This is a genomic window from Hwangdonia seohaensis (assembly GCF_031932625.1).
Classification (GTDB): domain Bacteria; phylum Bacteroidota; class Bacteroidia; order Flavobacteriales; family Flavobacteriaceae; genus Hwangdonia; species Hwangdonia seohaensis.
In genome coordinates this window covers 941,214-966,212 of record NZ_JAVSCK010000001.1, presented here as the reverse complement: position 1 = coordinate 966,212, position 24,999 = coordinate 941,214, and the positions used below count along the sequence as shown (strand labels likewise).

Sequence of the window (24,999 nt, the reverse complement as noted above, 5' to 3'; positions counted from 1 at the left end):
ATGTCACTACCAGCTATAAACCCAACCGCAACCAATTCTTGGAAAAAACTACAAGAACATTACAACAAAATCAATCGTGTTCACATGAAAGATTTGTTCGCTCAAGACAGCGACCGAGCCAATAAATTCACCATTAAATGGGATGATTTTTACGTTGATTTTTCTAAAAACAGAATTACCGAAGAGACGTTTAAATACTTGTTGGAGTTGGCTGATGATGTTAAATTAAAAGACGCTATTGCAAGTCAGTTTTCAGGTGAGAAAATAAATCAAACCGAGGGACGTGCCGTTTTACATACCGCATTGCGCGCTCCAAAAAATGCCCAGTTTTATGTTGATGGCGTTAACGTTATGCCCGAAATTCACCAAGTAAAACAAAAAATTGAAGGGTTTACCAACGAAGTTGTAAATGGCAACAGAAAAGGCTTTACAGGCAAACCATTTACCGATATTGTAAATATTGGTATTGGCGGCTCGGACTTGGGACCAGCTATGGTTGTGGAATCTTTGCAGTACTATAAAAATCACCTAACCACACATTTTGTTAGCAATGTTGATGGCGATCACGTCAACGAGGTCATTAAAAAACTAAACCCGGAAACCACACTTTTTGTGGTGGTTTCAAAAACATTTACCACCCAAGAAACCTTATCAAATGCAAACACCATTAAAGATTGGTTTCTAAATACAGCAAATCAAGATGCCATTGCAAAACACTTTGTTGCCGTATCTACAAATATTGAAAGCGTTAAGAGTTTTGGAATTGACGAGAACAATATTTTCCCCATGTGGGATTGGGTTGGTGGCCGTTTTTCGCTGTGGAGTGCCGTTGGTTTAAGCATCAGTTTAGCCGTGGGTTATAATAATTTTGACAGTTTGTTAAAAGGCGCCCATAAAATGGATAACCACTTTAAAACCGAGGATTTTAAAACCAACATTCCAGTGGTTTTGGCCTTGATAAGTATTTGGTACAACAATTTTTTTAAAGCTGAAAGTGAAGCTGTAATAGGCTACTCGCAATACCTAAACCAATTTGCAACCTATTTGCAACAAGGCATTATGGAAAGCAACGGGAAAAGTGTAGATAGAAACGGAGATGCAATAGATTACGAAACAGGGACTTTAATTTGGGGCGAACCGGGAACCAATTCGCAGCACGCCTTTTTTCAACTCATTCATCAAGGCACAAAATTAATTCCTGCAGATTTTATTGGGTTTGTAAAATCGTTGCACGGCAATCAAAATCACCAAGACAAATTAACGTCTAATTTTTTAGCGCAAACCGAAGCCCTTTTAAACGGAAAAACCAAAGAGGAGGTTATCGCCGAAGGCACCGATGCATCAATCATACCGTTCAAAATATTTAAAGGCGATAAGCCGACAAATACCATTTTTATAAACAAGCTAACACCCGAGAGTTTAGGGAAATTAATTGCGATGTACGAGCATAAAATATTTGTGCAAGGCATTATTTGGAATATTTTTAGCTACGACCAGTTTGGGGTTGAATTAGGCAAGCAATTGGCCAGTAAAATATTAAAAGAATTTGGTGCAAGTGCAATTGGCAATCATGATTCTTCTACAAGCAATCTATTGAACTATTATAAGAATTTATCTTAATTTATTGCGATATCATTAAAATCAACATCAAAAAGGCAAATATTGTTAATATTTGCCTTTTTTTGTTTATAACTAAATGTTAAGTTTGTTAACATTTAGTTAATATTAATTACTTAATTATATGTATTTTTGCGTCGACTAATTTCAAAATAATTAATTTAAAATTATGAAAAAAACTTCTCAATTTTTATTGCTGACTGTAGCGTTTTTATTTTCTACAGTAATTATGGCACAAAGTACTTTAACCGGTTCGGTTTTAGAAGCAGGAAGCAATATACCACTTCCAGGAGCTAATATTATCGAAAAAGGTACTACCAATGGTGTAACATCAGACTTTGATGGAAACTTTACACTTAAAACACAAGCTTCTTCTGGCGAAATTGTAATCACTTTTGTTGGTTACAGCTCGAAAACCTTATCTTTTTCTGGAGATGCCGATCTTGGAAAAATTTTCCTGGAATCTAGTCAAGTAGGTCTTGAAGAAATACAAATCATTGCTTCTGTGGCTGTTGATAGAAAAACGCCAGTAGCCGTATCAACTGTAAAAGCAGCCGATATAGAGCTAAAATTAGGAACGCAAGAGTTTCCGGAAATTTTAAAATCTACACCTGGTGTTTATGCAACCAAAGCAGGTGGTGGTTATGGTGACGGTAGAATTAATGTACGTGGTTTTAAATCTGAAAACGTAGCCGTTATGATTAATGGTGTGCCAATTAACGATATGGAAAACGGTCGTGTATTTTGGTCTAACTGGGCTGGATTAGCCGATGCAACAAGATCTATGCAAGTACAAAGAGGTCTTGGAGCTTCAAAGGTTGCCGTGCCATCAATTGGTGGAACTATTAATATCTTATCTAAAACTACCGATGCAGAGGCAGGTGGAAATGTTTCTACTACTCTAGCAAACGACGGGTATTTAAAATACGGATTAACGTATTCTACAGGATTAAACGAGAACGGTTTTGCTGCTACAGTATCTGCTGCCAAAACTTCTGGAGATGGTTATGTAGATGGCACCGAATTTACTGGAGTTTCTTATTTTCTTAACCTTTCAAAACAATTCAACGAAAGCCACACCTTATCATTTACAGCTATTGGTGCGAAACAACGTCATGGTCAAAGACAAAATCGCCACACTATAGAAACCTATAGAAGTAGTGAAAGAGGTATTAAATACAACTCTGATTGGGGTTATAAAAATGGACAAGTAACCCATATTGAAGATAACTTTTACCACAAACCTCAAATTTCATTAAATCACTATTGGACACTAAGTGATAGAACAAGTGTGTCAACCGCATTATATGGCTCATGGGGCTCTGGTGGTGGTGGTGGAACCGCAGGATCGGATAGAAGTAAATTTTCTAGTGACGATTATAAAATTGGAAACTTTGGACCCGTGGATTTAGATCGTATTGTTGATGAGAATATTGAAAATGGCGCTCTTGGTTCTACTACATTCTTAAGAGCATCGCGTAACGATCACAACTGGTACGGGCTTTTATCTACATTAAAAACAGACTTATCTGATAATACCGTTTTATTAACCGGATTAGATTGGAGAAGCTATAAAGGTATTCACTTTAGAGAAGTTACCGATTTATTAGGCGGGCAGTATGCGACTGATGACAGCGATGTGAACGACCCAAATAAAGTACTTCAAGTTGGCGATAAATTCTCGTATTTTAATGATGGTATCGTAGGCTGGTTAGGTGCTTTCGGACAAGTAGAGCACGATATTAATGAGAACTTTAATACCTTCGTTTCTTTATCTGTTTCAAATACATCTTACAAAAGAGTTGATTATTTTAACTACTTAGATAGCGACCCATTACAAGAAACAGATCGTTATAATTTCTTAGGCTATAGTATTAAAGGTGGTGCTAACTACAGGTTAGACGATAAACATAATGTTTTCGCGAACGTTGGTTATTTTGAAAAAGCACCAGGTTTCGATAGTGTGTTTTTACAATTTGATAACGAACATATCAATGAAGATGCAGCAAATCAAAAAATTACAAGTTTCGAGTTGGGTTATGGTTATAGAGGCGACAAGCTTTCTGCAAACGTAAACTTATACTCTACAAGATGGAATGATAGAAGTGAAACAGCTTCGTTCCAACAACCAGACGGATCGTTTTTGGCGGCAAACATTTTAGGTGTAAACGCGCTTCATAATGGTATTGAACTTGATTTTGTTTACAAGGCTTCTTCAAAAGTAAAATTCACAGGTATGGCATCTTTTGGAGATTGGAGATGGGATAGTAATGTAGAAAACGTTGATATTATTGACGAAGAACAAAATGTTGTAGACACGGTTAATTTATTTATAAAAGATTTACACGTAGGTGATGCAGCACAAACAACTATGGCTTTGGGTATGAATTATAGCTTATCGCCAGAAACCACATTGTTATTAGATTACATCTATTATGATAATTTATATGCAGATTTTGATCCGAGTGATAGAGGAACTCCTGGACCTGAAACATGGGTAGTACCAAGTGTGGGGTTATTTGATATGGTATTAAAACACGATTTCGATTTAGGTCCTTTTAGAGGAACTTTAACGGGAAGAATTAACAACCTATTTGATACAGAATATATTTCTGATGCTAACGATGGTACAAATTCAGACGCAGATACTGCACTAGTTTGGTTTGGTAACGGAAGAACCTTTAGTGTTGGGGCAAAATTTAATTTTTAAAAAACTTTGAAAATGAAAAAAATAATTTATTTAATGGTAGTATTAGGAGTAACCCTTTCGGGTTGTAATCCTATGGAAGACATCTATAACGACATAGATGCAACAGTAGACCCTATAGTGGGTGATGCTGTTATAACCTTATCGGACGAGGACTATGATGAGCTTGAATTGAATTTTGGGAATTTTAATTCTGTAGATGATGCAAAATCAATGTTGCCTAGCTTTTTATCAGATAAATATCCAGTATGGGGGGCAGGCTCTACGGCTTTGGTAACTTTTAAATGGTACAACCCTATTGAAACTTACGAAGCAGCTGTTTACGAATTATCAGATGCAGAACACAATGCCATTACCGGTACAACTTACGGTAACTTTGATGAAAGTGGGCACATCTATGATTATTTAGACGCTACTTATCCAAATCCGGATGAAGGCGACTTTGTATCGTTAAGATATCGTTTTTATAACGGAGGAGAAATGACATTAACTGATGGTTTTGCATTCGAAGATGGATCATGGGTAAAATTCACAGGATTTACAGAAGACCAATATAACGCCATGGGTGAAGGTTTTCCTAACTTTTCCAGTGAAGATGAGGCTAACCAGAAAATTCCAATTGCATTGTTAGATGTATATAAATTCAATCCGAAGAGTGCGGGAGACATTGTTTTATCAATGTATGAGTTATATGTTGGCGGAGGTGTAACAGAAAGTTATACGGCTGCGTATATTTTTGACGGGGTAGCGTTTTCGGCTTACAACAATGTAGCTGAAGAAACTGTTCAGTTTGGACATGATGGTACTACTTGGGTACCAGATAACACAATTAAGTATACATTCACTGGTGACGACGTAGCATTCATATCCAATGCGTTAATTGGTACTTACCCTGGACCTGCAGATAATGTTGGCTTTTTCGGAAGTTTTGACAGAAGAGACAGCAGCAGCAACTACTGGAGTGATGCCATGCTTTTAGAAGCATTTAACTTACTGTTAGATAACAAACACCCTAGTGCTGAAGAAGGACAAAAATATGTACTTACTTTTATTATCTACAACGGTTCTACAACTAACGAAACAAAAAGCGTTATTAAAACCGGAGGCGTTTGGGTATATCAATAATATAGTATATTCTTAAAGTAAAAAACCATCTCAATCGAGGTGGTTTTTTTTCCTCAAAAATTAATACCTTTATTAATATTATGAAAAAAATCTGTTTATTATTACTTGTTGTCTTAGCCTTTTCCAATTGTAGCTCAAGTGGCAACGATGCGCCACCACCAACCCCAACACCAACTGATGACGGTAAGCCCGTAGCTGTGAACGACACAGCAACAACCGTGGAAGATGCCAAACTAATTATAGGCAACCTTTTGGATAACGATACCGTAGTTGATAATGCAAGAATAACCTCTTTTGATACCGCATCAACAAACGGCGGAACTATTGAAGACAATAGAGACGGAACCTACACCTACACACCGGCAAATAATTTTGTAGGCGCCGATACCTTTACTTATACACTTTGTGACGATGATGATCCTAAAAACTGTTCTACCGCAACCGTTACAATAACGGTAACCGACGAAGGCAATCCCACAGCAGAAGACGATGCCATTAATGTCCTGGAAAATAGCACGAAAATAATTTCAACGCTTTTGGATAACGATGTCGTTATCGATGGTGCAGTATTAACTTCTGTTGATAACACCTCAACGCAAGGTACGGTGGTTTTAAATACCGATGGCACCATTAGCTATACACCTCCAACCGATTTTACGGGTTCTGATAGTTTTGTGTATACCATTTGTGATGACGATACACCAACTAATTCTTGCGATTCGGCAACCGTTACCATTACGGTAATTGCCGCTATAAACTTTAACATTCCCGCAGAATTGGTAGACTATTATTCTGGAGTAATATTTTCGGAAGACACCGATTTAATGTTTACGGAATTAGATGAACTAACAAAAGAAAAGCATACCACAATACTGTCTTATGGCCAAAGACACCAATATTTATACAATGCCGATGAAGACGAAAATAATGCTGATAATGTTATTTTGATGTACTCAGGGGAAAGCAGATATTGGGAAGAATATACCTCGGGAACAAATTCATATTCGCCTCAAACTTTTAATACCGAACATATTTATCCGCAGTCTAGACTTGAAGCCAATGATGCCGTAACGGATTTGCATCATTTAAGAGCCTGCGATGCAACCGTAAATAGCAATAGACTTAATTATCCTTTTACAGACGGAACCGGTTCTTACGCATTGGGAACAGAAGAATGGTTTCCTGGTGATGATTGGAAAGGTGATGTAGCCCGAATGATTATGTACTTAAATATAAGGTATGGTGAAACTTTTGAAAAAGTAGGCAGTCTAGAATTATTTATTAAATGGAATATTGAAGATCCGGTCTCGACATTCGAAGAGCAACGAAATAATATTATTTACGCTGCCCAAGGTAATAGAAATCCGTTTATAGACAACCCGTATTTGGCCACACTGGTTTGGGGTGGCAATGATGCCGAAAACAAGTGGAATTAAAAACTCATAAGCTCTAAAAAAACCGCTACCAACAAAGCGGTTTTTTTAGGTCTTTTATTATTACTTTTGCTAATATCAAATTTTTAAAAAAATAAATTATGTATAATACGCTTTTAAATTTGCACTCCTATTGGGCTTATCTGGTTTTATTGGTTTTAATTATTGCAGCAGGTAACGCTCTCATTAAATCAATTGGAAGTAAAGAGTACACGGCTATAGATTTTAGAATATCACTTTTTACTTTAATCGTATCCCATATTCAATTATTAATTGGATTGATACTCTATTTTGTATCACCAAGATTTGAACTTTGGAGTGAATTGGGAGGTAAAGTTATGAGCAATTCCGTAGCACGCTTATTCCTTGTTGAGCATCCTTTTGTAAATATTATAGCAGTTGCTTTAATTACCATAGGCTATTCCAAACATAAAAAGAAACTAACATCGGCTTCTAAATTAAAAACAATAGCTATTTTTTATACCATTGCGCTCGTGTTATTTTTATCAAGAATTCCGTGGAATACGTGGATGGGTTAAACACAAAAACAACCATTATATTACAAAACCTGACAGATTTTAAACCCTTGTCAGGTTTTCTGTTTTATGAAGATTTTTAATCTGTAACCTCTTTGATTATATATACATAAACAGGAAAGTGATCGCTAAAACCGTCGGTAAACGTCCCATTGGAAAAACTTCTTTTCGGATACCCTTTATATTGCCCACGGTTATTTATCAAATAATTTTTGTTGAAAATGCCCGCTTTATAAAATCGGAATGACGAATAATCTTTTTCCAACAAAGGTTTGGTCATCAAAATTTGATCGAACAAACTCCATGTATCTCGGTACGCATTCGAACCCAATCCTTTTTTATAAAACCCTTCAAACGGATTATAAATCCCTTTTAACCCTACTTTTTTTCTGTCTTTTTTAGCTTTCAAAATACCTTTAACACTTTCGTTGGTTGGGTTGTCGTTTAAATCGCCCATAATAAATATTTTAGCATAAGGATTTATGGCTTGTACCGAATCTATTAAATGCTTACTTAATTTTGCGGCTGCAACTCGTTTGGGTCTGCTTCTCGCCTCCCCGCCTCGTCTAGATGGCCAATGGTTTACAATAACATGAATAACATCGCCATCTAAATTACCGGTTACAAAAAGTTGGTCTCTGGTATACACGCGCTTTTTACTAGCATCGTCATAAATTTTCAGGGTATGACTACTTGTATGCGTGGGCGTAAATATTTTTTTTTGATATAATATGGCCACATCAATGCCTCGTGTATCTGGCGAATTGTAATGCACAATACCGTAATCTTTTTCAAGTAATAACGAATCGTTTACCACATCTTCAAGCACTTCTCTGTTTTCAACCTCAGAGACTCCAATAATCGCGGGAGCGTTATTTGTAACATCAGCACCAATATCTGCAATTACACGGGCCATATTTTTTACTTTCTTTTTATAAATAGCAGCGCGATTGGTTTTCAGTTCCATCATCGGGCTAAATTCATCAAATTTATTCGGGTCGTTTATAGTGTCAAATAAATTTTCTAAATTGTAGAAGGCTACAGTGTGGATTTTGAATTTTTTTTCTTGAGCATTTGCAGTCCAAATAAGCCCAAAAAATAAAATAGAAATGCTAAGTTTAATAATACTCATTTTTAATAACAAACTAACGGATTGCATTAGCTATAATACAAAACCTAAGCCAAAGTTATTCTAAATGAATTAAATTATTTTTAGATGTTTCTATGTCTAATCATTTGTTTCTAAATAGATATGAAGAAAATTGTACTGTTTTTTTTATTTGGATTTATTACAGTTTCATTAAGCTTTGGGCAACAAACAAGTATAAAAGGCAGCGTTTTAGACGCCATTTCTTTTGAACCTATTTCTAATGTCACCATTACTATTGAAGGAAACAAACAAACCACGCAAACCAATGCTTTGGGCGAATTTGTTTTTGCTTTAAATGTGCCCTTGGGCGAACAGGTTTTAAGGATTTCCAAAATAGGATACATTACCAAAAGGTATCCCATAGTTGTAAATGAAAACAAAACGGTAAACATTACGGGCATGACTTTAGAAACGGAAGCCTCCAGAAACCAGGATTTATTTACCATTACACTTAGCGATGACGAATTGAACGATGATACCAGTGGCGCCGATAATATTTCGGGCTTGTTGGCATCGTCATTAGACATATTTCAACGTACCGCGGCATTCGAGTTTAGTGCATCCTTTTTTAGATTGAGAGGTTTGGATTCTAACCACAGCTCCGTTCTAATCAATGGTATTGAAATGAACAAAACCTATAACGGACGACCGCAATGGAGCAATTGGGGCGGAATAAACGATGTGTTGAGAAACCAAGAATTGGCAGCGGGATTAACGCCATCAAACTATAATTTTGGCGGTGTTTTGGGCAGTACAAACATAAACACGAGAGCCTCAGAAGCGCGGTCTGGCGGCCGTATAACCTACTCGTCTTCAAACCGCAGTTACACCAATCGGTTTATGGCAACCTATGCTTCGGGTTTATTAAAAAACAATTGGGCCTATACCATTTCGGTTGGGCGACGCTGGGGAAATGAGGGCTATCAAGAAGCGACGCATTATAATTCAAATTCGTTTTTCACTTCCGTGGAAAAAAAAATAAATAATACGCACAGTTTAAATCTAACAGCCATTTATACGCCGAATCGTCGCGGTAAATCATCCCCAAACACACAAGAGGTTTACGATTTAAAGGGCATAAAATATAACGAATATTGGGGTTGGCAAAACGGCGACAAGCGCAACAGTAGAATTAAAGAAGTTAACGAACCCATAATCATGTTAAACCACTATTGGGATTTCAATAACAAAACCCATTTAAATACTAACATAGGTTACCAATTTGGAAAACTGAGCAATAGCCGATTGGATTATAATGGCACCGATTTGGTTAATGGCTTTCCCCAAGGCGGTGGCGCAAACCCAAGTCCGGCCTATTACCAAAAGCTCCCAAGCTATTTTGAAAGAAACTTTCCTAACGATTTGCAGTTTGCCTACTTAGCTTTAAATAAATTTTTGGATGATGGCCAAATAGACTGGAACGCCATGTACAGCGCCAATATCAATAATACCCAACAAGGTGGCAATGCTATTTATGCCTTGTATGAAGATCGGGTTGATGATTCGCAACTTGCCCTAAACTCTATTTTAAATACCCAATTAAACGAGCATACCACCTTAAATGCAGCCCTAAATTATAAAACTTTAAAGTCTGAAAACTTTGCCCAGGTTTTAGATCTTTTGGGTGCATCAAGCTATTTGGATATCGATGGTTTTGCCACAACTATTGAAGAAGCACAAAACAACTTGTTAAACCCCAATCGCGTGGTAAGCCAAGGGGACACCTTTAAATACCATTACAATATACTGGCGAGCGAATTGAGTGCCTATACGCAGGCGCAATTTAAATTTAAAAAGACCGATTTTTATGTGTCTGCAAGTGTAAAGAACACCCAATACCAAAGAGACGGCAAGTACCAAAATGGTGGGTTTCCAGATAATTCCTTGGGCAAAGGCGACAAATTAAACTTCACAGGTTTTGGTGTCAAAGGAGGTCTTACCTATAAACTTACAGGAAAACATGTATTTGATGCCAATGCGGGTTTCATTTCCAGAGCACCTTCCATACAAAACACCTATTCAAATTCTAGGGAAAATCATAATATAGTGCCTAATATTTCCGAAGAAAATATAATGAGTGTCGATGGCAGTTATATTTTCAGATCGTCCATAATAAAAGCAAAACTAACGGGCTATTTTACTAAAATAACCGATGCCAGCGAAATATCATTCTATTTTGCCGATGGCGTTGGAGGCGATAATACAGCCTTTGTTCAGGAGATTTTACAAGGCATAGACAAAAAGCATTTGGGAATTGAAGCAGGTATTGAAGCCCAAGTAACACCAACCATAAAATTGAAAGGCGTGGCATCGGTTGGCCAATTTACATATGCCAATAATCCAGATTTATTTTTATCGACAGAACCCGACGACGAATCTGTTGCCGCTGGTTTTATTAATGGATTTAAAGGTTTTGGACAGTCCAATTTAAAAAATTACAAACTGGCTTCGGGACCGCAACATGCGTATTCGGTGGGCTTTGATTATCGCGACCCCGATTTTTGGTGGTTTGGCGCTACGGTGAATTTTTTCGCTAATATCTATGTCGATGTCAATCCCTTAACTCGATCCTCAAATTTTACAACAGATTTTGATGGGAATGTTTTTAATGATTACGATGAAGATTTAGCTCGAACCTTATTAAGGCAAGAACGTTTTGATGATTATATGGTTATAAATTTGGTCGGTGGAAAATCGTGGAAGCTCGGTAAATACTATGTGGGGCTTTTTGCAAGCGTTAATAATCTTTTAGACGAAACCTACAAAACCGGTGGTTTCGAGCAAGGTAGAAATGCCAATTACAGAGAGTTAAGGGATGATAAAGCGTTGGACAAACCCGTTTTCGGATCGAAATACTGGTACGGCCGTGGCACGACCTATTTCTTAAATTTGAATCTTAGATTTTAAAAAAGTTAATTATGAAAAAAAATAGCAAAATCAGAATACTTTTAAGTGTTGTTTTAATGCTTTTGGTTATATCGGCTTGTATAAAAGACGACGATTACAGTGTACCCAATATTTCGGTGACCGAACCCCAAATTCCGCAAGATAAAATAACCACATTTAAAGCCATTAAATCGCTTTACGAACAGGCCGAAAACAATGGGAATTCAACCGTTGTTATCGATGACGACACCGATTTATATATTGTAGGTTATGTGATTTCTTCGGATAAATCCGGTAACTTTTTTAAAGAACTCATTATTCAAAATAAAACAGATGACAGCAGTCCGGATAACGACCCGAGGTTGGGTTTTAAGGTTGATATCAATGTGAGTAGTTTATCAGACACCTATCAATTCGGACAAAAAGTTTACGTAAAACTAACGGGGTTAACCGTTGGCGAAAGCAATGGCGTTTTAACCATTGGAAAAGGCGATGCCGTAAGCGTGAAACAAATACAAGCTGCCGAGTATAAAGATGTGGTAATTAGAAGTAACGACATCGCAACAATAACGCCAAAAATTGCCAATTTATCAGAATTAAATGCATGGGACAAAAACACCTTAATTCAATTAAATAACATGCAACTAAACCGGTTTGAATTGGGCGCCACTTATGCCAGTGAATCGTTCGACGAGTTTGATGGGCACCGTTTGCTGGAAAGCTGCGACTCCGGTATTTCCATGATTTTACAAACCAGTACGTTTGCCGATTTTAAATCTCTAGTTGTTCCGCAGGGAAAAGGTTCCGTTACCGGTGTTTTTAGTAGGGATTTTGGCGACGATTTTAATGTGTTGATCATAAACAGCACCCAAGATATAAATTTTGATAGCGATGCCCGTTGCGACCCTATGGAATTGAATTGTGGTTTGGCCTCAACCGTTGGAACAGGAAATTTATTTATGGAAGATTTTGAATCTCAAAAAAACAATAAACCCATTGAAATTGACGGTTGGACCAATTATATTGAAGCAGGCACAGTAGCTTGGGAAGGCTATTCGTCAACATCGTCCAATGCCTCTTTGGGGCGTTCTGCGAGGTTTCAACCCGCCAGTTCCGGAGATGATAGTAGCATTGGTTGGTTAATTACACCGGCTATTGATTTAGATGCTCATGAGGGCGTTACGCTGCGTTTTAAAACATCAAATAGTTTGGCCGATAGTAGTTTTATGGAGGTGTTATATTCGCTGGATTGGGACGGCGATGAGGCCCATATTACCACGGCAACTTGGGGCGTGCTGTCTGCGGCTTATGTGGTAAAGGATACCGATTCGTTTGTGCCCTGGTTTAATTCCGGAACTGTCGATTTATCATGCGCAACAGGCACCATGCACGTCGCATTTAAATACACGGGCAGCGGACAGGATACTTTTGATGGGGTTTACGAATTGGATGATATTAGTGTGGATTATGTTGAGTAATTAAAATAGCATAAAGTCATTAAGAAAACATTAAATTCGCCAAATGACAGTTTTCGACCAATTTTACTACGCAATATTTTCGTTTTATAAAAAGCGATACAAACAAAAGGCAAATACTGTGGCGCTGGTTTATGTAACTATACTTCAAATAAGTTTAGCGTTTCTTTTAGGTTGTTTTTTTGCCGCCTTTTTTAATAAAATGCATGCCGATACGATGTCGAGCACGAGCGCCTGGACATTATTTATTTTGGTTTCCATTGGTATCCATTTTAAAAACTGGATACAATACACGGGTAAAAGACGCATGATGATAAACGCAAAAATGATTAAAAAGAAAAAACCACAAACCAATATTTGGCTGCTTTGGGTTTTACCCTGTGTTGTTTTAGGATTGGCTTATGTTGTGTTTCAGGCAACGTGATTTAAAAATGTGATAACTTCCGTCACCCCGAAACTGTTTCAGGGTCTCACAAGTAAAATAAAATTATAATGTGATTCTGAAACAAGTTCATAATGACGAAAACTGTTACTTCTTAAAAATAGCATACACCGGAAAATGGTCGCTGTAACCGCCTTGATATTTTTTGCCAATATAAGTTCTAAAAGGCGAGCCTTTAAACTTGCCATTAAAAAGTTTTAAAAAATCTTCGTCAAAAATATTGGCGGTGTAATATTCGAAAAGTTTATCAGAGGTTTTAAAAAAATTGGTCGATATTAAAACTTGGTCAAACAAGTTCCACTGCCTACCGTGGTAAGAGCTACCCCGACTGTACGAGCGCAATGTTTCCATAGGATTAAACAAATTAAAACCGTTAACCAACTGCTTTATGCTATGGCTATGCGGGTCGTCGTTAAAATCGCCAATTACAATAATTTTAGCGTTTTCATTGTCTAATCGTAACGTTGTAATAATCTCGCCAACTTTGGCTGAAGACGCCATGCGTTTAAACTCGGTTTCCTTTTCGCCTTCCCGTCTCGACGACCAATGATTCACGATAACATGTACAAGCTCGCCATCAAGTAAACCCGACACCAACAATATATCTCTGGTATAATCAGGAAAACCATCGGCGTTAGTCAATTGAATGGTAAACGTTTCAGAGTGGGTCACTTTAAAAGCCGTAGCATCGTAAAGTAAGGCCACATCAATCCCGCGTTCGTCCAAAGAATTGTAATGCACATACTTGTAATTACAGTTTTCCAAATGTTTCGAGGCTATTAAATCTTCAATAACCTTAGCGTTTTCAACTTCGCATAACCCAACAATAGCGGGTTGTTTCCCGGTTTCTTTCCGTCCTATATTCGAAATGGCAAACCCCAGTTTTCTAAGCTTGTTTTTGTAGCGTTTCGGTGTCCATTTTTTAACCGATGTCGGTAAAAAATCGTTATCGTTGGTATGTCTATCTTCGTTTAAATCGAATAGATTTTCAAGATTATAAAATGCAACCGTCTGCATATCGTCTCTAATCGGAAGGTCTTCAAAAGTGTCTAACATACTTCAAAAATAGAAAAAATAAAATGCTTGTAATTACGTAACTTTGCATTATGATAGAAGAGAAAGACCTCAGCTTAGAACGTGCCGTTTTAATTGGCATTATTACTAAAGATCAAGATGAAGAAAAATCTAAAGAATATTTAGACGAGCTTGAATTTTTAACCTTTACCGCTGGTGGCGATGTTATAAAACGCTTCACCCAAAAAATGGATATGCCAAATCCAAAGACCTTTATAGGCAGTGGAAAAATGGAAGATGTGCGCGAATTTATTGAAGAAAACGATATTGGCACCGCTATTTTTGATGATGAATTATCGGCCGCCCAAGAACGAAACATAAGTAAAGTACTTAATGTAAAAGTATTGGATCGAACCAATTTAATACTCGATATTTTTGCACAACGCGCCCAAACCAGTTACGCCAGAACGCAGGTAGAACTGGCCCAATGCGAATATTTACTGCCACGATTAAGAGGGATGTGGACCCACCTTGAACGCCAAAAAGGGGGTATTGGCATGCGCGGACCGGGTGAAACCGAAATAGAAACCGACAGACGTATTGTACGCGATAAAATAGCACTTTTAAAAAAACGAATAGAAACCATTGATAAACAAATGGCCGTACAGCGCGGTAACCGTGGTAAAATGGTGAGAGTGGCATTGGTGGGGTACACCAATGTGGGCAAATCCACACTCATGAACGTGATAAGCAAAAGCGACGTATTTGCCGAAAACAAACTGTTTGCCACATTGGATACCACGGTTAGAAAAGTGGTAATTCAAAATCTGCCTTTTTTATTAACCGATACCGTAGGTTTTATCAGGAAGTTGCCAACGCAATTGGTTGATAGTTTTAAAAGCACACTGGATGAAGTTAGGGAAGCCGATTTATTATTGCATGTGGTAGATATTTCGCATCCCAATTTTGAAGAACATATTGAATCGGTAAATAAAATTTTAGGTGAAATAAATAGCAGCGATAAACCCATTATAAAGGTGTTTAATAAAATTGACGCTTACAAGCCAGAACCTTTTGACCCAACAGATTTGGAAATCGAACGCAGCTCTGAACATTACTCGTTGGAAGAATGGAAGAAAACCTGGATGAACAAATTAGGCGACAACGCCCTGTTTATTTCGGCACTAAACAAAGAGAATTTAGAAGACTTTAAAAAACGCGTTTACGATGAGGTTCGCGACATTCACGTAACGCGTTTCCCTTACAACCATTTTTTATATCCGGATTACGACGATATACAGCAATAAACCAGACTGTTTAGAATGAAACGTATAAGATTGGCACTAAAAAACAGATGGGTTAGGTGGTCTTTAATGGCAGCGGCAAGCATCGTCCTTTTTTTTACAATCATTTATGTTAGTGTGTTTTTAGGAGCTTTTGGAAAACTTCCTACGGAACAGGATTTAGGTTCCATCAAACAAGCCGAGGCTACGCAAGTGCTGGATGCCAACGGTAAACTGATTGGGAAATATTACATTTATGACAGGCAGCCATTGAATTTTAAAGATTTCCCCCAGCATCTTATCGATGCGCTTATAGCTACCGAAGATGTGCGGTTTTATGAACACGACGGAATCGATAACGTAAGCTTAATGCGCGTGTTTGTTAAAAACATCATTTTTCAGGATAAATCTGCTGGTGGTGGGAGCACCATTACGTTGCAATTGGCAAAAAATCTTTTTGGGCGTAAAAAATATTTCGCTTTTAGCATGTTAATTAACAAGTTTAAAGAATCGATTATTGCTAAACGCATTGAAACTATTTATTCAAAAGAAGATATTCTTACGCTTTACCTCAACACCGTTCCTTTTCCCGATAACACTTATGGCGTTGAAAGTGCCGCTCGCAAGTTTTTTAACAAACCAGCTTCAAAATTATCTTACTCAGAAGCCGCCACTTTGGTTGGTACTTTAAAAGCAACTACCTATTTTAATCCACGGATTAACTTAGAGCGCAGTCAATCACGACGCGATGTTGTGTTTCAGCAAATGCTTAAATATGAATACATCTCGCAAGACTCTTTAGAGGCTTATACCAATCAAAATATTGTTTTAAATTATAAATCTTTTAATCACGATGTAGGGTTGGCACCTTATTTTCGTGCCCAAGTAAAAAAAGAGTTAACTGCTATTTTAGACACGCTAAAAAAACCAGACGGCAGTGTTTATGATTTGTATAAGGATGGCTTAAAAGTACACACAACATTAGATTCTACCATGCAATCTTTTGCTGAAAAAGCCATGCGCGAATACCTTATGGATTTGCAAAGTGTGCACGAAAAATCTTTTGGAAAAACAGCGCCGTGGAACTCTAATAAAGCCATTATCCAAGCTGCCATTAAAAACTTGCCTAAATATAAGTCCTTACAAAAAGCGGGATTAACTGAAGCTCAAATTTTAGATTCGCTTTCCGTAAAACGAAAAACAGAAATGTTTAATTGGATGGGCGATACCATTCAAAATATATCGGCAATAGATAGTTTAAAGCATTATTTAAAATTTTTAAACACAGGAATGCTTTCTATTGCCCCAAAAACCGGTGCTATAAAAGCCTATGTTGGCGGTATTGATTATAGGTTTTTTAAATACGACCATGTGTCGCAAAGCGAACGTCAGGTTGGTTCTACCTTTAAACCTTTTGTTTACACTGCCGCAATTGAAAATGGCATGAAACCGTGTACCTATTTTTCGTTACAAGAAGTCACTTACACTAATTTTGATGATTGGACGCCAACCAACTCCGGTGTAAAAGAAGAAGATCCGCACCTCAATTATAATTTAGAAATGGCTTTGAGCAATTCCGTTAACACCATAGCTGTAAAAGTTTTAAATGAAGTTGGTATTGATAATGTTGTACAGCAAATAGAAAAATTAGGCATTAGTAAAGCACTTCCTAAAGAACCTTCGCTGGCTTTGGGCGTAGCAGAAATAAACCTAAAAGCACTTACAGGAGCTTATGCTAGTTATGTAAACAACAGCAAAGGCGTTAAACCGTATGCGATAACAAAAATTGAAGATAAAGCAGGTCATAATATTGCCGCATTCGAACCACAAATTATAGAAAAACCAGCTTATAGCAATTATACAAGGCAGGTGATGCTACAAATAATGAAATCTACCGTTAATAGCGGAACAGCCTCTAGATTGCGATCAACCTATAATTTAAAAAACGAAATAGCAGGCAAAACAGGAACCACGCAAAACAATAAAGACGGTTGGTTTGTGGGTATTACCCCTAATTTAGTAACCGTTACTTGGGTTGGGAACGATAACCATAGCATTGGATTTAAATCTACAAGCCTTGGGCAAGGTGCAAATTCTGCATTACCTATTTTTGCTAAATTTTATCAGAAATTAAATGCCGATACGCATTTTAATAGTATTACGAAAAGCAATTTTGAAACACCTTCACAAGAGGTTATTAGTGATTTAGACTGTAATCCGGAAAAACGAGATGGGTTTTTTAAAAGGCTTTTTGGAAGAAAACATAAAAAGAAGAAGTTTAAAGGTGATGAATAAAAAAGAAGCTGTATAAAAAGTCAATTTCTACTCTAAATGTCACATTGAGCGCAGTCGAAATGTTTTGGTTTTCAGAATATTAAAACTTATAATTAAGTCCGAACACCCAATACGATTGTAGTTTGTTATCGGTATCTTTTAATTGCGCATTCGCACTCCCTGGTTGACTTTGTTGGTAGTTAAACGCTTCTTGTTTATTTTGCCTTAAACCAAAATCGAACCCAACGCCAATCATTTTTCATATCCGACTTACAATGATGAAGAAATGGAATGATGGTTTTATTTAAATTTCATATTCCAAGATAATCCCACATCAAAAATCCAAAAATACGAACCCGGGTTGAAACTAACCTCTTGATGCACAATGCCACTTCTTATGCCCCATGCATTTTTGTTGTTCTTCGATGTGAAAAAGTAGCCTAAATTTAATTTTTGGGATTTAAGGTTTATTATGGCGTTTTCATTGCCTTCAAATTCGAATCTGTAAATTTCGGGAGAAAAACCCATGCCCGCATCAATGCTAAAATAGTTATCGGAATTAATTCTATACTTTCTGTAATTAAGGGTTCCTGACATGCTCGCGCCAGAATCGCCAGGGGTAATGTAGGTTCTAAACGACCAATAATCATTACCGGTGTACCAACCTACAGAACCCGTATAAATGGTTGTGGTTTGCGAGTATTTTAAGGCTCTTAATCCGAGTGATGCCTCAAAACTTTTTGGTAAAGATTTGTATAGTTCGAATCCGTAGCGAATATCTGGAAACAGTGATGAACCGGATACGCCAACATTTAAATAAGCGTATAAACCTTTGGTTATTTTTGGATATAAATCAACTTCAAATTGTACACCATTTGAAGCAAACCTTCTGTTAAAATTAACTTTACCATGAATACTACCATATTTTGTTTGTCTTGAATATTTAAATAGATAATACTGCATGGGGTCGAATACTTCTGAATATATCTCGACCGACGACCGTAACCCTATGGTGTTTAAACTTAATTTATCAACTAAACTGGTTTTAAAGGATTGTGCTTTTTCATGGTTTGGATTTGTTTTTAGCAATGCCTCAATGGTTTGTAAGGCTTCGTTTTGCTCGTTGGTACCCTCTTGGGCACTCGCTTTTAAGTATAATAAATCCGGGTTGTTAGGAAAATAGGTTAATGCCTCGTTCGCCATTTTTAGGGCACTAAAAGGCACTTCGCTATACAACTCATTTTTAATGGCAGCCTCCCAAGTACCCAATCTATTGGAATCTTTTTTTAGAACATACTCAAAAGCTTCTCTTGCTTTTTTATATTCTCCATCCCAAGAATACGTGCTTCCTAAAAAGTCTCTTATATCGTGATAATCCGGATACTTTGTTAAAATTAGCAACAAGGTGTCCTGTGCTTGCTTTCGCGCATCGTTAAATGCTAAATTCCGAGCGACTTCAAAAGCGCTGTCTGGGTCGCCCTTAAAAACTTTTTGCTGGCTAAATGCGCTATAACTTATAAGAAATATTAATATATAATTGAGGTTTTTCATGATTTGAAACGGCCTTTACTGTAAGGTTTTTTTAAACGTTAAATAATTGGTGTTATTGGGGTGTTTATTAATAATACTATCCATTAATTTAATGGCTTGTTTGGTGTTTTGGTTTCTTAAATACGCTTGGGCCATTTTAAAACTAAGCTCTGGTTCTTTTATTTTATTTTTTATAGCTTTTTTAAATATAGCTTCAGATTTGTGCTCTTGACCAGACCACCAATACATATCTAAAAGCGCTAAATAGCTATCGTAATAAAAAGGCGATCTTTTAACAACATTTAATAATTCGGCTTCGGCTTTTTCAAAATACCCATCCCATGCTAAAGTTCTGCCTTTTAATGTGCGGGCATCAGCATGATTGGGAAGCTCGTTTAAAATATAATCGCATAGTAATTGTGCCTTTTCACGTTCTTTATTAAATGCTTTTTCTCTAGCAATTTCAAATGTTTCATCAAAAGACAATCCGTTTACCATGGTTTTTATTGATGCCAATTGCGCTTCAGAAAAATCGATTCGGGATTTCATGTATATATTTAGTGAATCGGGGAAAATCTTATTTTGCTGAGTTACATAAGCATTCATTTTTTTAAATGACATCAATGAATCTGACAGTTGGTTAATCAATACCTCATCGTCGATTATAGACGTATTAAAATTCTCTTTTATTTTGAACAATTCACCATCAGAATACAAATAATCTTGATACATATAATCGTTAATGCTTCCTTTGTAACGCATTAATGGAATTTTATGAATGTTTCTAAACTGCCGTGCCGTATCTAAGCCTTCGCCCATCCAAGCGGTTTCTTCTAAATTATTAAGCTTGTAGTTTTTCGCCAAAAAAGCAAGTATACTTGGTGCAACATCCCAGTGTGAAGACACAGATTTAAACCTTTCGGCTTTCTTTAAAAGAGGACTGTAAATATATAAAGGCACATGAAATCGACACAGTTTGTCTTTTTGTGAAATCGGAATTAGTCTGTGATCGCCTGTAATAATAAAAATAGTATTGTTGTAATCTTTACGTTTTGCATAGGCCGTCATAAAATCTTTGATAGACGCATCAGTGTAGTTTAAAGTGGCGTAAATATCTTTATGATTTAAAACCTCTTCTTTTGATATTTTAAGGTTTTTATTAGCGTTTAAAATACTGTCTACCTTTAACTCGTGAAGTTCTTTATTGGGGAATTTAAAAGGCTCGTGATTAGAAAGCGTCATGATTATATCTAATCGCGGTTGTTTTTTATCATCTAAAGAAGCTAAGGTTTTTTTGAAAATTTCGGCATCTGGATAGCCCCACGAAAAGCCACCGGAATTAGTTTCGGTTTTTATGTATTCCTGCTCGTATTTACTCTCGTCAACAATGTTTTCAATCTCGTTATATTCAAGAAAATTAATTTTTTTATCAAATCCAGATCGATCTCCAGAGTAATAAGAAGTCGTGTATCCATTAGCTTTTAAAACACTAATTAATGATATATGGGATGGCGTTTGAGGCACTTCCATAAAACCAGTGTCTCCAAAAGGCAACGACCCTAACAAAGAAGGGAGAACACCAAAGGTTCGGCCTGTGGTGCTTACAAAATGGTCCCAGTACAAAGATTTTGAAATTAAACCGTCTAAATATGGCGTAAAGCCACCGTAGGTTCTATGGCCAATAAATTCAGTACCCAAACCTTCTACAATTAAAACTACAATATTGGGCTTCTCTTCCTTCATGTTGAAGAATGGTGACAACACATCTTTAGACGTATGAAATGGTTTTAATAAAGGATAATCGTTCCGGTTGAAAGCCGTGGTGCTGAGGTTGATTTTATCTTTTTGATATTTAATGATATCGGCCGTTAAATACGCTATTTTATTTTGATTTTTTTTGTTAGAAGTATTGTTGTACGATATTAACATGGCACTGCCAAATAGTACGATAAGTATAATGCCTCCGCCGGTTAACTTACGTTTGCTGACAAACTTTTCGATTAATTTGAAAAACAAAATCAGCAATATGGGAAATAAAATATACGGTATAAAATAGGTGACAGACAAGGACTCTGAAGCAGAAACGGTATTATAGATATCATCAAAAGAATAGCCTAAAAGATCGGCGCCTAAATTTAAAAGTGTTGTTACACTGTATTTTACAAGCGAAAACTGTATGATTATTATGATTACAAACAGGGCTTTGATAATATTAAGCGCATATTTTTTTGATAAATAATGAAGTAATAGATATACCGGAAACAATAAGATACCAACAATTAAAGCCACCCAAAAATCATTAATAAACTTAAAAAAAATCGTATTAAATAAAGTGTCGTGGGCACTGGTTTTTAAAGACAAAGCTTCAAAAAGACTGATACACCAAAACACCCCAATTAAAGATAAGGTTGTACATGCGTACCCATAAAAATCCTTATTCTTAAAGTTAAACTTCATACCTACTTTATAATTAATTTTATCGGGATTAGACTTTAGCCTGTTAAACCTTTACGCGTCATTTTACCCCATTTTTTATTTTTGTTAAAATAGTAATCAATATTACCTCTTACAGCCGCATACAATATAAATGGGTGTAAAATAAACGGTTCAATAGCGCTTAATAATACAAGTTTTATGCCCATGCCTTTCTTCTTATATTGGTGAAATGATAATTCTTCAGAATACAGTGCAAGGATTGATAGCAATACCGAAAATAAATAGGCCAATAAAAAGAAGGATAAGGCATACTCCCAACGTACGGCGTTTAAAAACAATAATATTATAAAATATACAAGGCCAACAACCTCTATAACAGGTGCTAAACGCTCAAATATTAACCAATACGGATAGCTAATCATTCCAAAAGACCCATATTTGGGATTAAACGCTATTTTTCGATGTTTTCTCATGGTTTCAATAGTACCTCGAGTCCATCTGTTTCTTTGTGATATAAAATCTTTATAGTTATCGGGTGCTTCCGTCCAACATAAAGGGTCGGGAATATATGATACTTTGTACTTTCTGTTACTTTCTTCCATGTAGCGGCGCATCCGCACTACAATTTCCATGTCTTCCCCTACGGTATTGGTATCGTAACCGCCTACCTCTATCGCAATTTTTTTCTCAAATATGCCAAAAGCTCCCGAAATTACCAATAATCCGTTTAGTCTACTCCATGCCATTCTGCCCAGTAAAAATGAACGAATGTATTCTAATATTTGAGATTGAACAAGCAAATTTTTAGGAAGATTTACGTCTAATAATTTACCGCCGCTAATGGTACAGGAGTTCGCAATGCGAATTACACCTCCAGATGCAATAACCGTGGTTTCGGTTTCTTCAAGAAAAGGTTTTATCATTTTCTGTAAAGCGTCTTCTAACAATAAACAATCTACATCTATACAAGCTACATATTTGCTATTGCTTATATTAAGCCCCATATTTAAGGCATCGGCTTTACCACCGTTTTCTTTATCGACTACTATTAACTTTTCAAAAGCAGGATTTTTAGATTTAAAAACACCAGCCCGAAGTGGTTCGGTTTGTAGCTTTTCATTTATTAAAAACTCCACTTTTTCTAAATCGTAGGCGGCAATTAATTTCTCTAAACTATCATCGGTACTCCCATCGTTTACAATAATAACATCGTAATTAGCATAATGATTGGACAACAACGACCGTACATTTTCAACCACATTAAGACTTTCGTTATAAGCTGGAGCTATAATACTTATTGACGGTGAAATGGAAGACGATAGAATATCTTTATAATTTATAAAGCTCTTTTTTTTAAGATACTGTGTGGTTTCTTTTGCAGAAATTACAGATAGTATAATGTATGATACTATGGCTAAAAAAGCGAAAGCAAAAAACAAATAATGAAATATTTGAATAATGATTTGTGCCGTAGTATTATCCATTATTTACAAATTTATACATGTCAAACTTATCCTTGTTTGTTGCCAATTCTTTTAACCCTAAAAACTTATCAAGGTTAATGGACTTTAATATTTTAAGCGCTAATAGTTGTATTTCAAAGTCTTTGTGAAACAGATGTTTTTCGATAAAAGGCTCATCCGTTGGGACCACTAATTTTTCTAACATCTCAAAAAAGCAAAGCTGCTCTTCGATACTTAATTCGTTAAAATTGGTTTTTAATACCTCTTTAGCTTCGATACCATATAAACTTGTTAAAACTTCTATGGTACAAATTCTTATGTCTTGGTTTTCATGTGAAAGCAAATCAATTAGTACATCTTTTACTTCAAATTGATTGTAAACCTTAGCGAGTTTTAAGGCAAATAAAACAACCGTATGGTTTGACGATTTTAACCAAGGCTTAATGTCGCAGATATCTTGTTTATCAAACCGTTGCAATATTCCGAGAATTTGCAATTGATCCCATTCCGAAAGTGGGGTTTTTATTTTGTTTAAAAACATGAGGCCGTCAAACTGAAATAAACTCACAAAGTACAAGTGTGCTTCTTTACGAACTTCGCGCACAGGGTGTGTAATTAATGGCTTTATTTCATTTTGTACCTCAACAACCTGAAACCTTCTAAGTTCTCCAATGGCTTTCGAAATAATATGCCATTTTTTAGATTTTAAACCCTTTAAGGCAAACTCAAATAATCCGGTTTTAAAATAAAATATTTTTGCAGCTTCAGACATTTCACCAGAAACCTCACTCATTAATTTATAAAGAATTAAAACAATAATTTTTCTTCTCGATTTAATGGTTGCTTCTCTCTTTAATCTTGAAATTATAGATAATTGATTCTCCGTTAAATGTTCTGTACTGCTTCCGGAATACAGGTATTCTACCAATAAAGTTTCGTATTCATTTTTAAGGGTTTTAATTTCGGTATCCTTTATTCTTAAATGTAACCGAATTAGCCGTAGATAAAGGATTAGTATTATTATGAGCAAAGCTAAAATACCACTAAACCACAAAGTAGATTTAACCAAAAATGGAAAATCTTCAATATAATTGAAAATGTAGTTTAGGCTATCCATCTTCTAATTAATTAGTCTATTGACTCTAATCATTAATTCGTTTGGACTAAAAGGTTTTCCCATAAAATCGTTGGCACCTAAACTGAAAGCTTTTAAAACCATTTCTTCTTGACCTGCAGACGAGAATACAATTATAGGCGTGTTCGAATCCAGTTTAATTCGTACATGACTAATAACCTCTAAACCGCTAACAAACGGCATCATAATATCGGTTATTATTAAATCTGGTTTTTCGGTTTCAATGAGTTCCAAAGCTTGCTTCCCGTTTACTGCAGATAGTAAATGGTATCCTTCTTTTTCTAGACGGAATTTTAATAGCATTGATAGTGTAGAGTTATCCTCTGCTAATATTATTTTCTTGGTGGCCATAAGTAGTTAATAAAGTTGGGAGCTTAATTGGGGGCAATATAAATAAAATTATCGATTAAATACAAATAAAACAGATAAAATGCATTAATCTCAATTTTTGAAAGAAAATTATTTATGTTATAATATATGCTTAAAAATGAAG

18 protein-coding genes are annotated in these 24,999 nt (G+C 36.1%); 10 read left to right on the top strand and 8 right to left on the bottom strand.

The features are described 5' to 3' along the window. From pgi to RNZ47_RS04165, 5 genes are all read left to right on the top strand, one after another. On the top strand, positions 1-1,620 hold the full coding sequence (gene pgi / locus RNZ47_RS04185) for a glucose-6-phosphate isomerase (RefSeq protein ID WP_311936848.1): 1,620 nt from the start codon (positions 1-3) through the stop codon (positions 1,618-1,620). Between the two features lie 166 nt (positions 1,621-1,786). Then, positions 1,787-4,327, top strand: coding sequence for a TonB-dependent receptor (locus RNZ47_RS04180; RefSeq protein WP_311936844.1), 2,541 nt, complete (start codon positions 1,787-1,789; stop codon positions 4,325-4,327). Positions 4,328-4,339: 12 nt separating this feature from the next. After that, the gene (locus RNZ47_RS04175; protein ID WP_311936840.1) at positions 4,340-5,449 is read left to right on the top strand and encodes a hypothetical protein; all 1,110 of its coding nucleotides are present in this window, start codon (positions 4,340-4,342) and stop codon (positions 5,447-5,449) included. Positions 5,450-5,529: 80 nt separating this feature from the next. Then, positions 5,530-6,885, top strand: coding sequence for an endonuclease (locus tag RNZ47_RS04170; RefSeq protein ID WP_311936836.1), 1,356 nt, complete (start codon positions 5,530-5,532; stop codon positions 6,883-6,885). Positions 6,886-6,983: 98 nt separating this feature from the next. Then, the gene (locus tag RNZ47_RS04165) at positions 6,984-7,421 is read left to right on the top strand and encodes a hypothetical protein (RefSeq protein ID WP_311936833.1); all 438 of its coding nucleotides are present in this window, start codon (positions 6,984-6,986) and stop codon (positions 7,419-7,421) included. 76 nt (positions 7,422-7,497) lie between these two features. On the opposite strand, the gene RNZ47_RS04160 is transcribed toward RNZ47_RS04165, so the two are convergent. Beyond that, on the bottom strand, positions 7,498-8,550 hold the full coding sequence (locus tag RNZ47_RS04160) for an endonuclease/exonuclease/phosphatase family protein (protein WP_311936830.1): 1,053 nt from the start codon (positions 8,548-8,550) through the stop codon (positions 7,498-7,500). A 120-nt stretch (positions 8,551-8,670) separates the two neighbouring features. Here RNZ47_RS04160 and RNZ47_RS04155 point away from each other — a divergent pair, with 120 nt between their 5' ends. The 3 genes from RNZ47_RS04155 to RNZ47_RS04145 are packed head-to-tail and all read left to right on the top strand — an operon-like array spanning position 8,671 to position 13,353. Next, a complete protein-coding gene (locus tag RNZ47_RS04155; RefSeq protein WP_311936828.1) occupies positions 8,671-11,475 on the top strand; it encodes a carboxypeptidase regulatory-like domain-containing protein in 2,805 nt (934 codons plus the stop codon). 11 nt (positions 11,476-11,486) lie between these two features. After that, complete coding sequence (locus tag RNZ47_RS04150; protein WP_311936825.1) at positions 11,487-12,932, top strand: DUF5689 domain-containing protein; 1,446 nt, start codon at positions 11,487-11,489, stop codon at positions 12,930-12,932. Positions 12,933-12,975: 43 nt separating this feature from the next. Then, positions 12,976-13,353 carry a hypothetical protein gene (locus tag RNZ47_RS04145; protein ID WP_311936822.1) on the top strand — a complete coding sequence of 126 codons (378 nt, stop codon included), beginning with the start codon at positions 12,976-12,978 and terminating at the stop codon, positions 13,351-13,353. Positions 13,354-13,458: 105 nt separating this feature from the next. Here RNZ47_RS04145 and RNZ47_RS04140 read toward each other — a convergent pair whose 3' ends face one another. Continuing rightward, the gene (locus RNZ47_RS04140) at positions 13,459-14,427 is read right to left on the bottom strand and encodes an endonuclease/exonuclease/phosphatase family protein (RefSeq protein ID WP_311936819.1); all 969 of its coding nucleotides are present in this window, start codon (positions 14,425-14,427) and stop codon (positions 13,459-13,461) included. Between the two features lie 50 nt (positions 14,428-14,477). Between RNZ47_RS04140 and hflX the strand changes: the two genes are divergently transcribed. Further along, positions 14,478-15,692 (top strand): GTPase HflX, encoded by a 1,215-nt coding sequence (hflX, locus tag RNZ47_RS04135; RefSeq protein WP_311936816.1) that lies wholly within the window; start codon positions 14,478-14,480, stop codon positions 15,690-15,692. 15 nt (positions 15,693-15,707) lie between these two features. After that, a complete protein-coding gene (locus RNZ47_RS04130) occupies positions 15,708-17,963 on the top strand; it encodes a penicillin-binding protein 1A (RefSeq protein ID WP_311936812.1) in 2,256 nt (751 codons plus the stop codon). A 79-nt stretch (positions 17,964-18,042) separates the two neighbouring features. Here RNZ47_RS04130 and RNZ47_RS04125 read toward each other — a convergent pair whose 3' ends face one another. From RNZ47_RS04125 to RNZ47_RS04100, 6 genes are read right to left on the bottom strand one after another with little or no spacing between them, the layout of a single operon-like run. Further along, positions 18,043-18,198, bottom strand: coding sequence for a hypothetical protein (locus RNZ47_RS04125; RefSeq protein WP_311936809.1), 156 nt, complete (start codon positions 18,196-18,198; stop codon positions 18,043-18,045). Positions 18,199-18,242: 44 nt separating this feature from the next. Beyond that, positions 18,243-19,493, bottom strand: a complete 1,251-nt coding sequence (locus RNZ47_RS04120; protein ID WP_311936806.1) for a YaiO family outer membrane beta-barrel protein — start codon at positions 19,491-19,493, stop codon at positions 18,243-18,245. Between the two features lie 15 nt (positions 19,494-19,508). Continuing rightward, positions 19,509-21,929, bottom strand: a complete 2,421-nt coding sequence (locus RNZ47_RS04115; protein WP_311936803.1) for a sulfatase-like hydrolase/transferase — start codon at positions 21,927-21,929, stop codon at positions 19,509-19,511. A 35-nt stretch (positions 21,930-21,964) separates the two neighbouring features. After that, positions 21,965-23,392: a glycosyltransferase family 2 protein gene (locus RNZ47_RS04110; RefSeq protein WP_311936801.1), complete on the bottom strand. Its 1,428-nt coding sequence runs from the start codon at positions 23,390-23,392 to the stop codon at positions 21,965-21,967. Next, positions 23,385-24,488 (bottom strand): HEAT repeat domain-containing protein, encoded by a 1,104-nt coding sequence (locus RNZ47_RS04105; protein WP_311936798.1) that lies wholly within the window; start codon positions 24,486-24,488, stop codon positions 23,385-23,387. The genes RNZ47_RS04110 and RNZ47_RS04105 overlap by 8 nt, the downstream gene beginning before the upstream one ends. A gap of 3 nt (positions 24,489-24,491) precedes the next feature. Next, positions 24,492-24,857, bottom strand: coding sequence for a response regulator transcription factor (locus RNZ47_RS04100; RefSeq protein ID WP_311936796.1), 366 nt, complete (start codon positions 24,855-24,857; stop codon positions 24,492-24,494). Positions 24,858-24,999 lie beyond the last annotated feature (142 nt).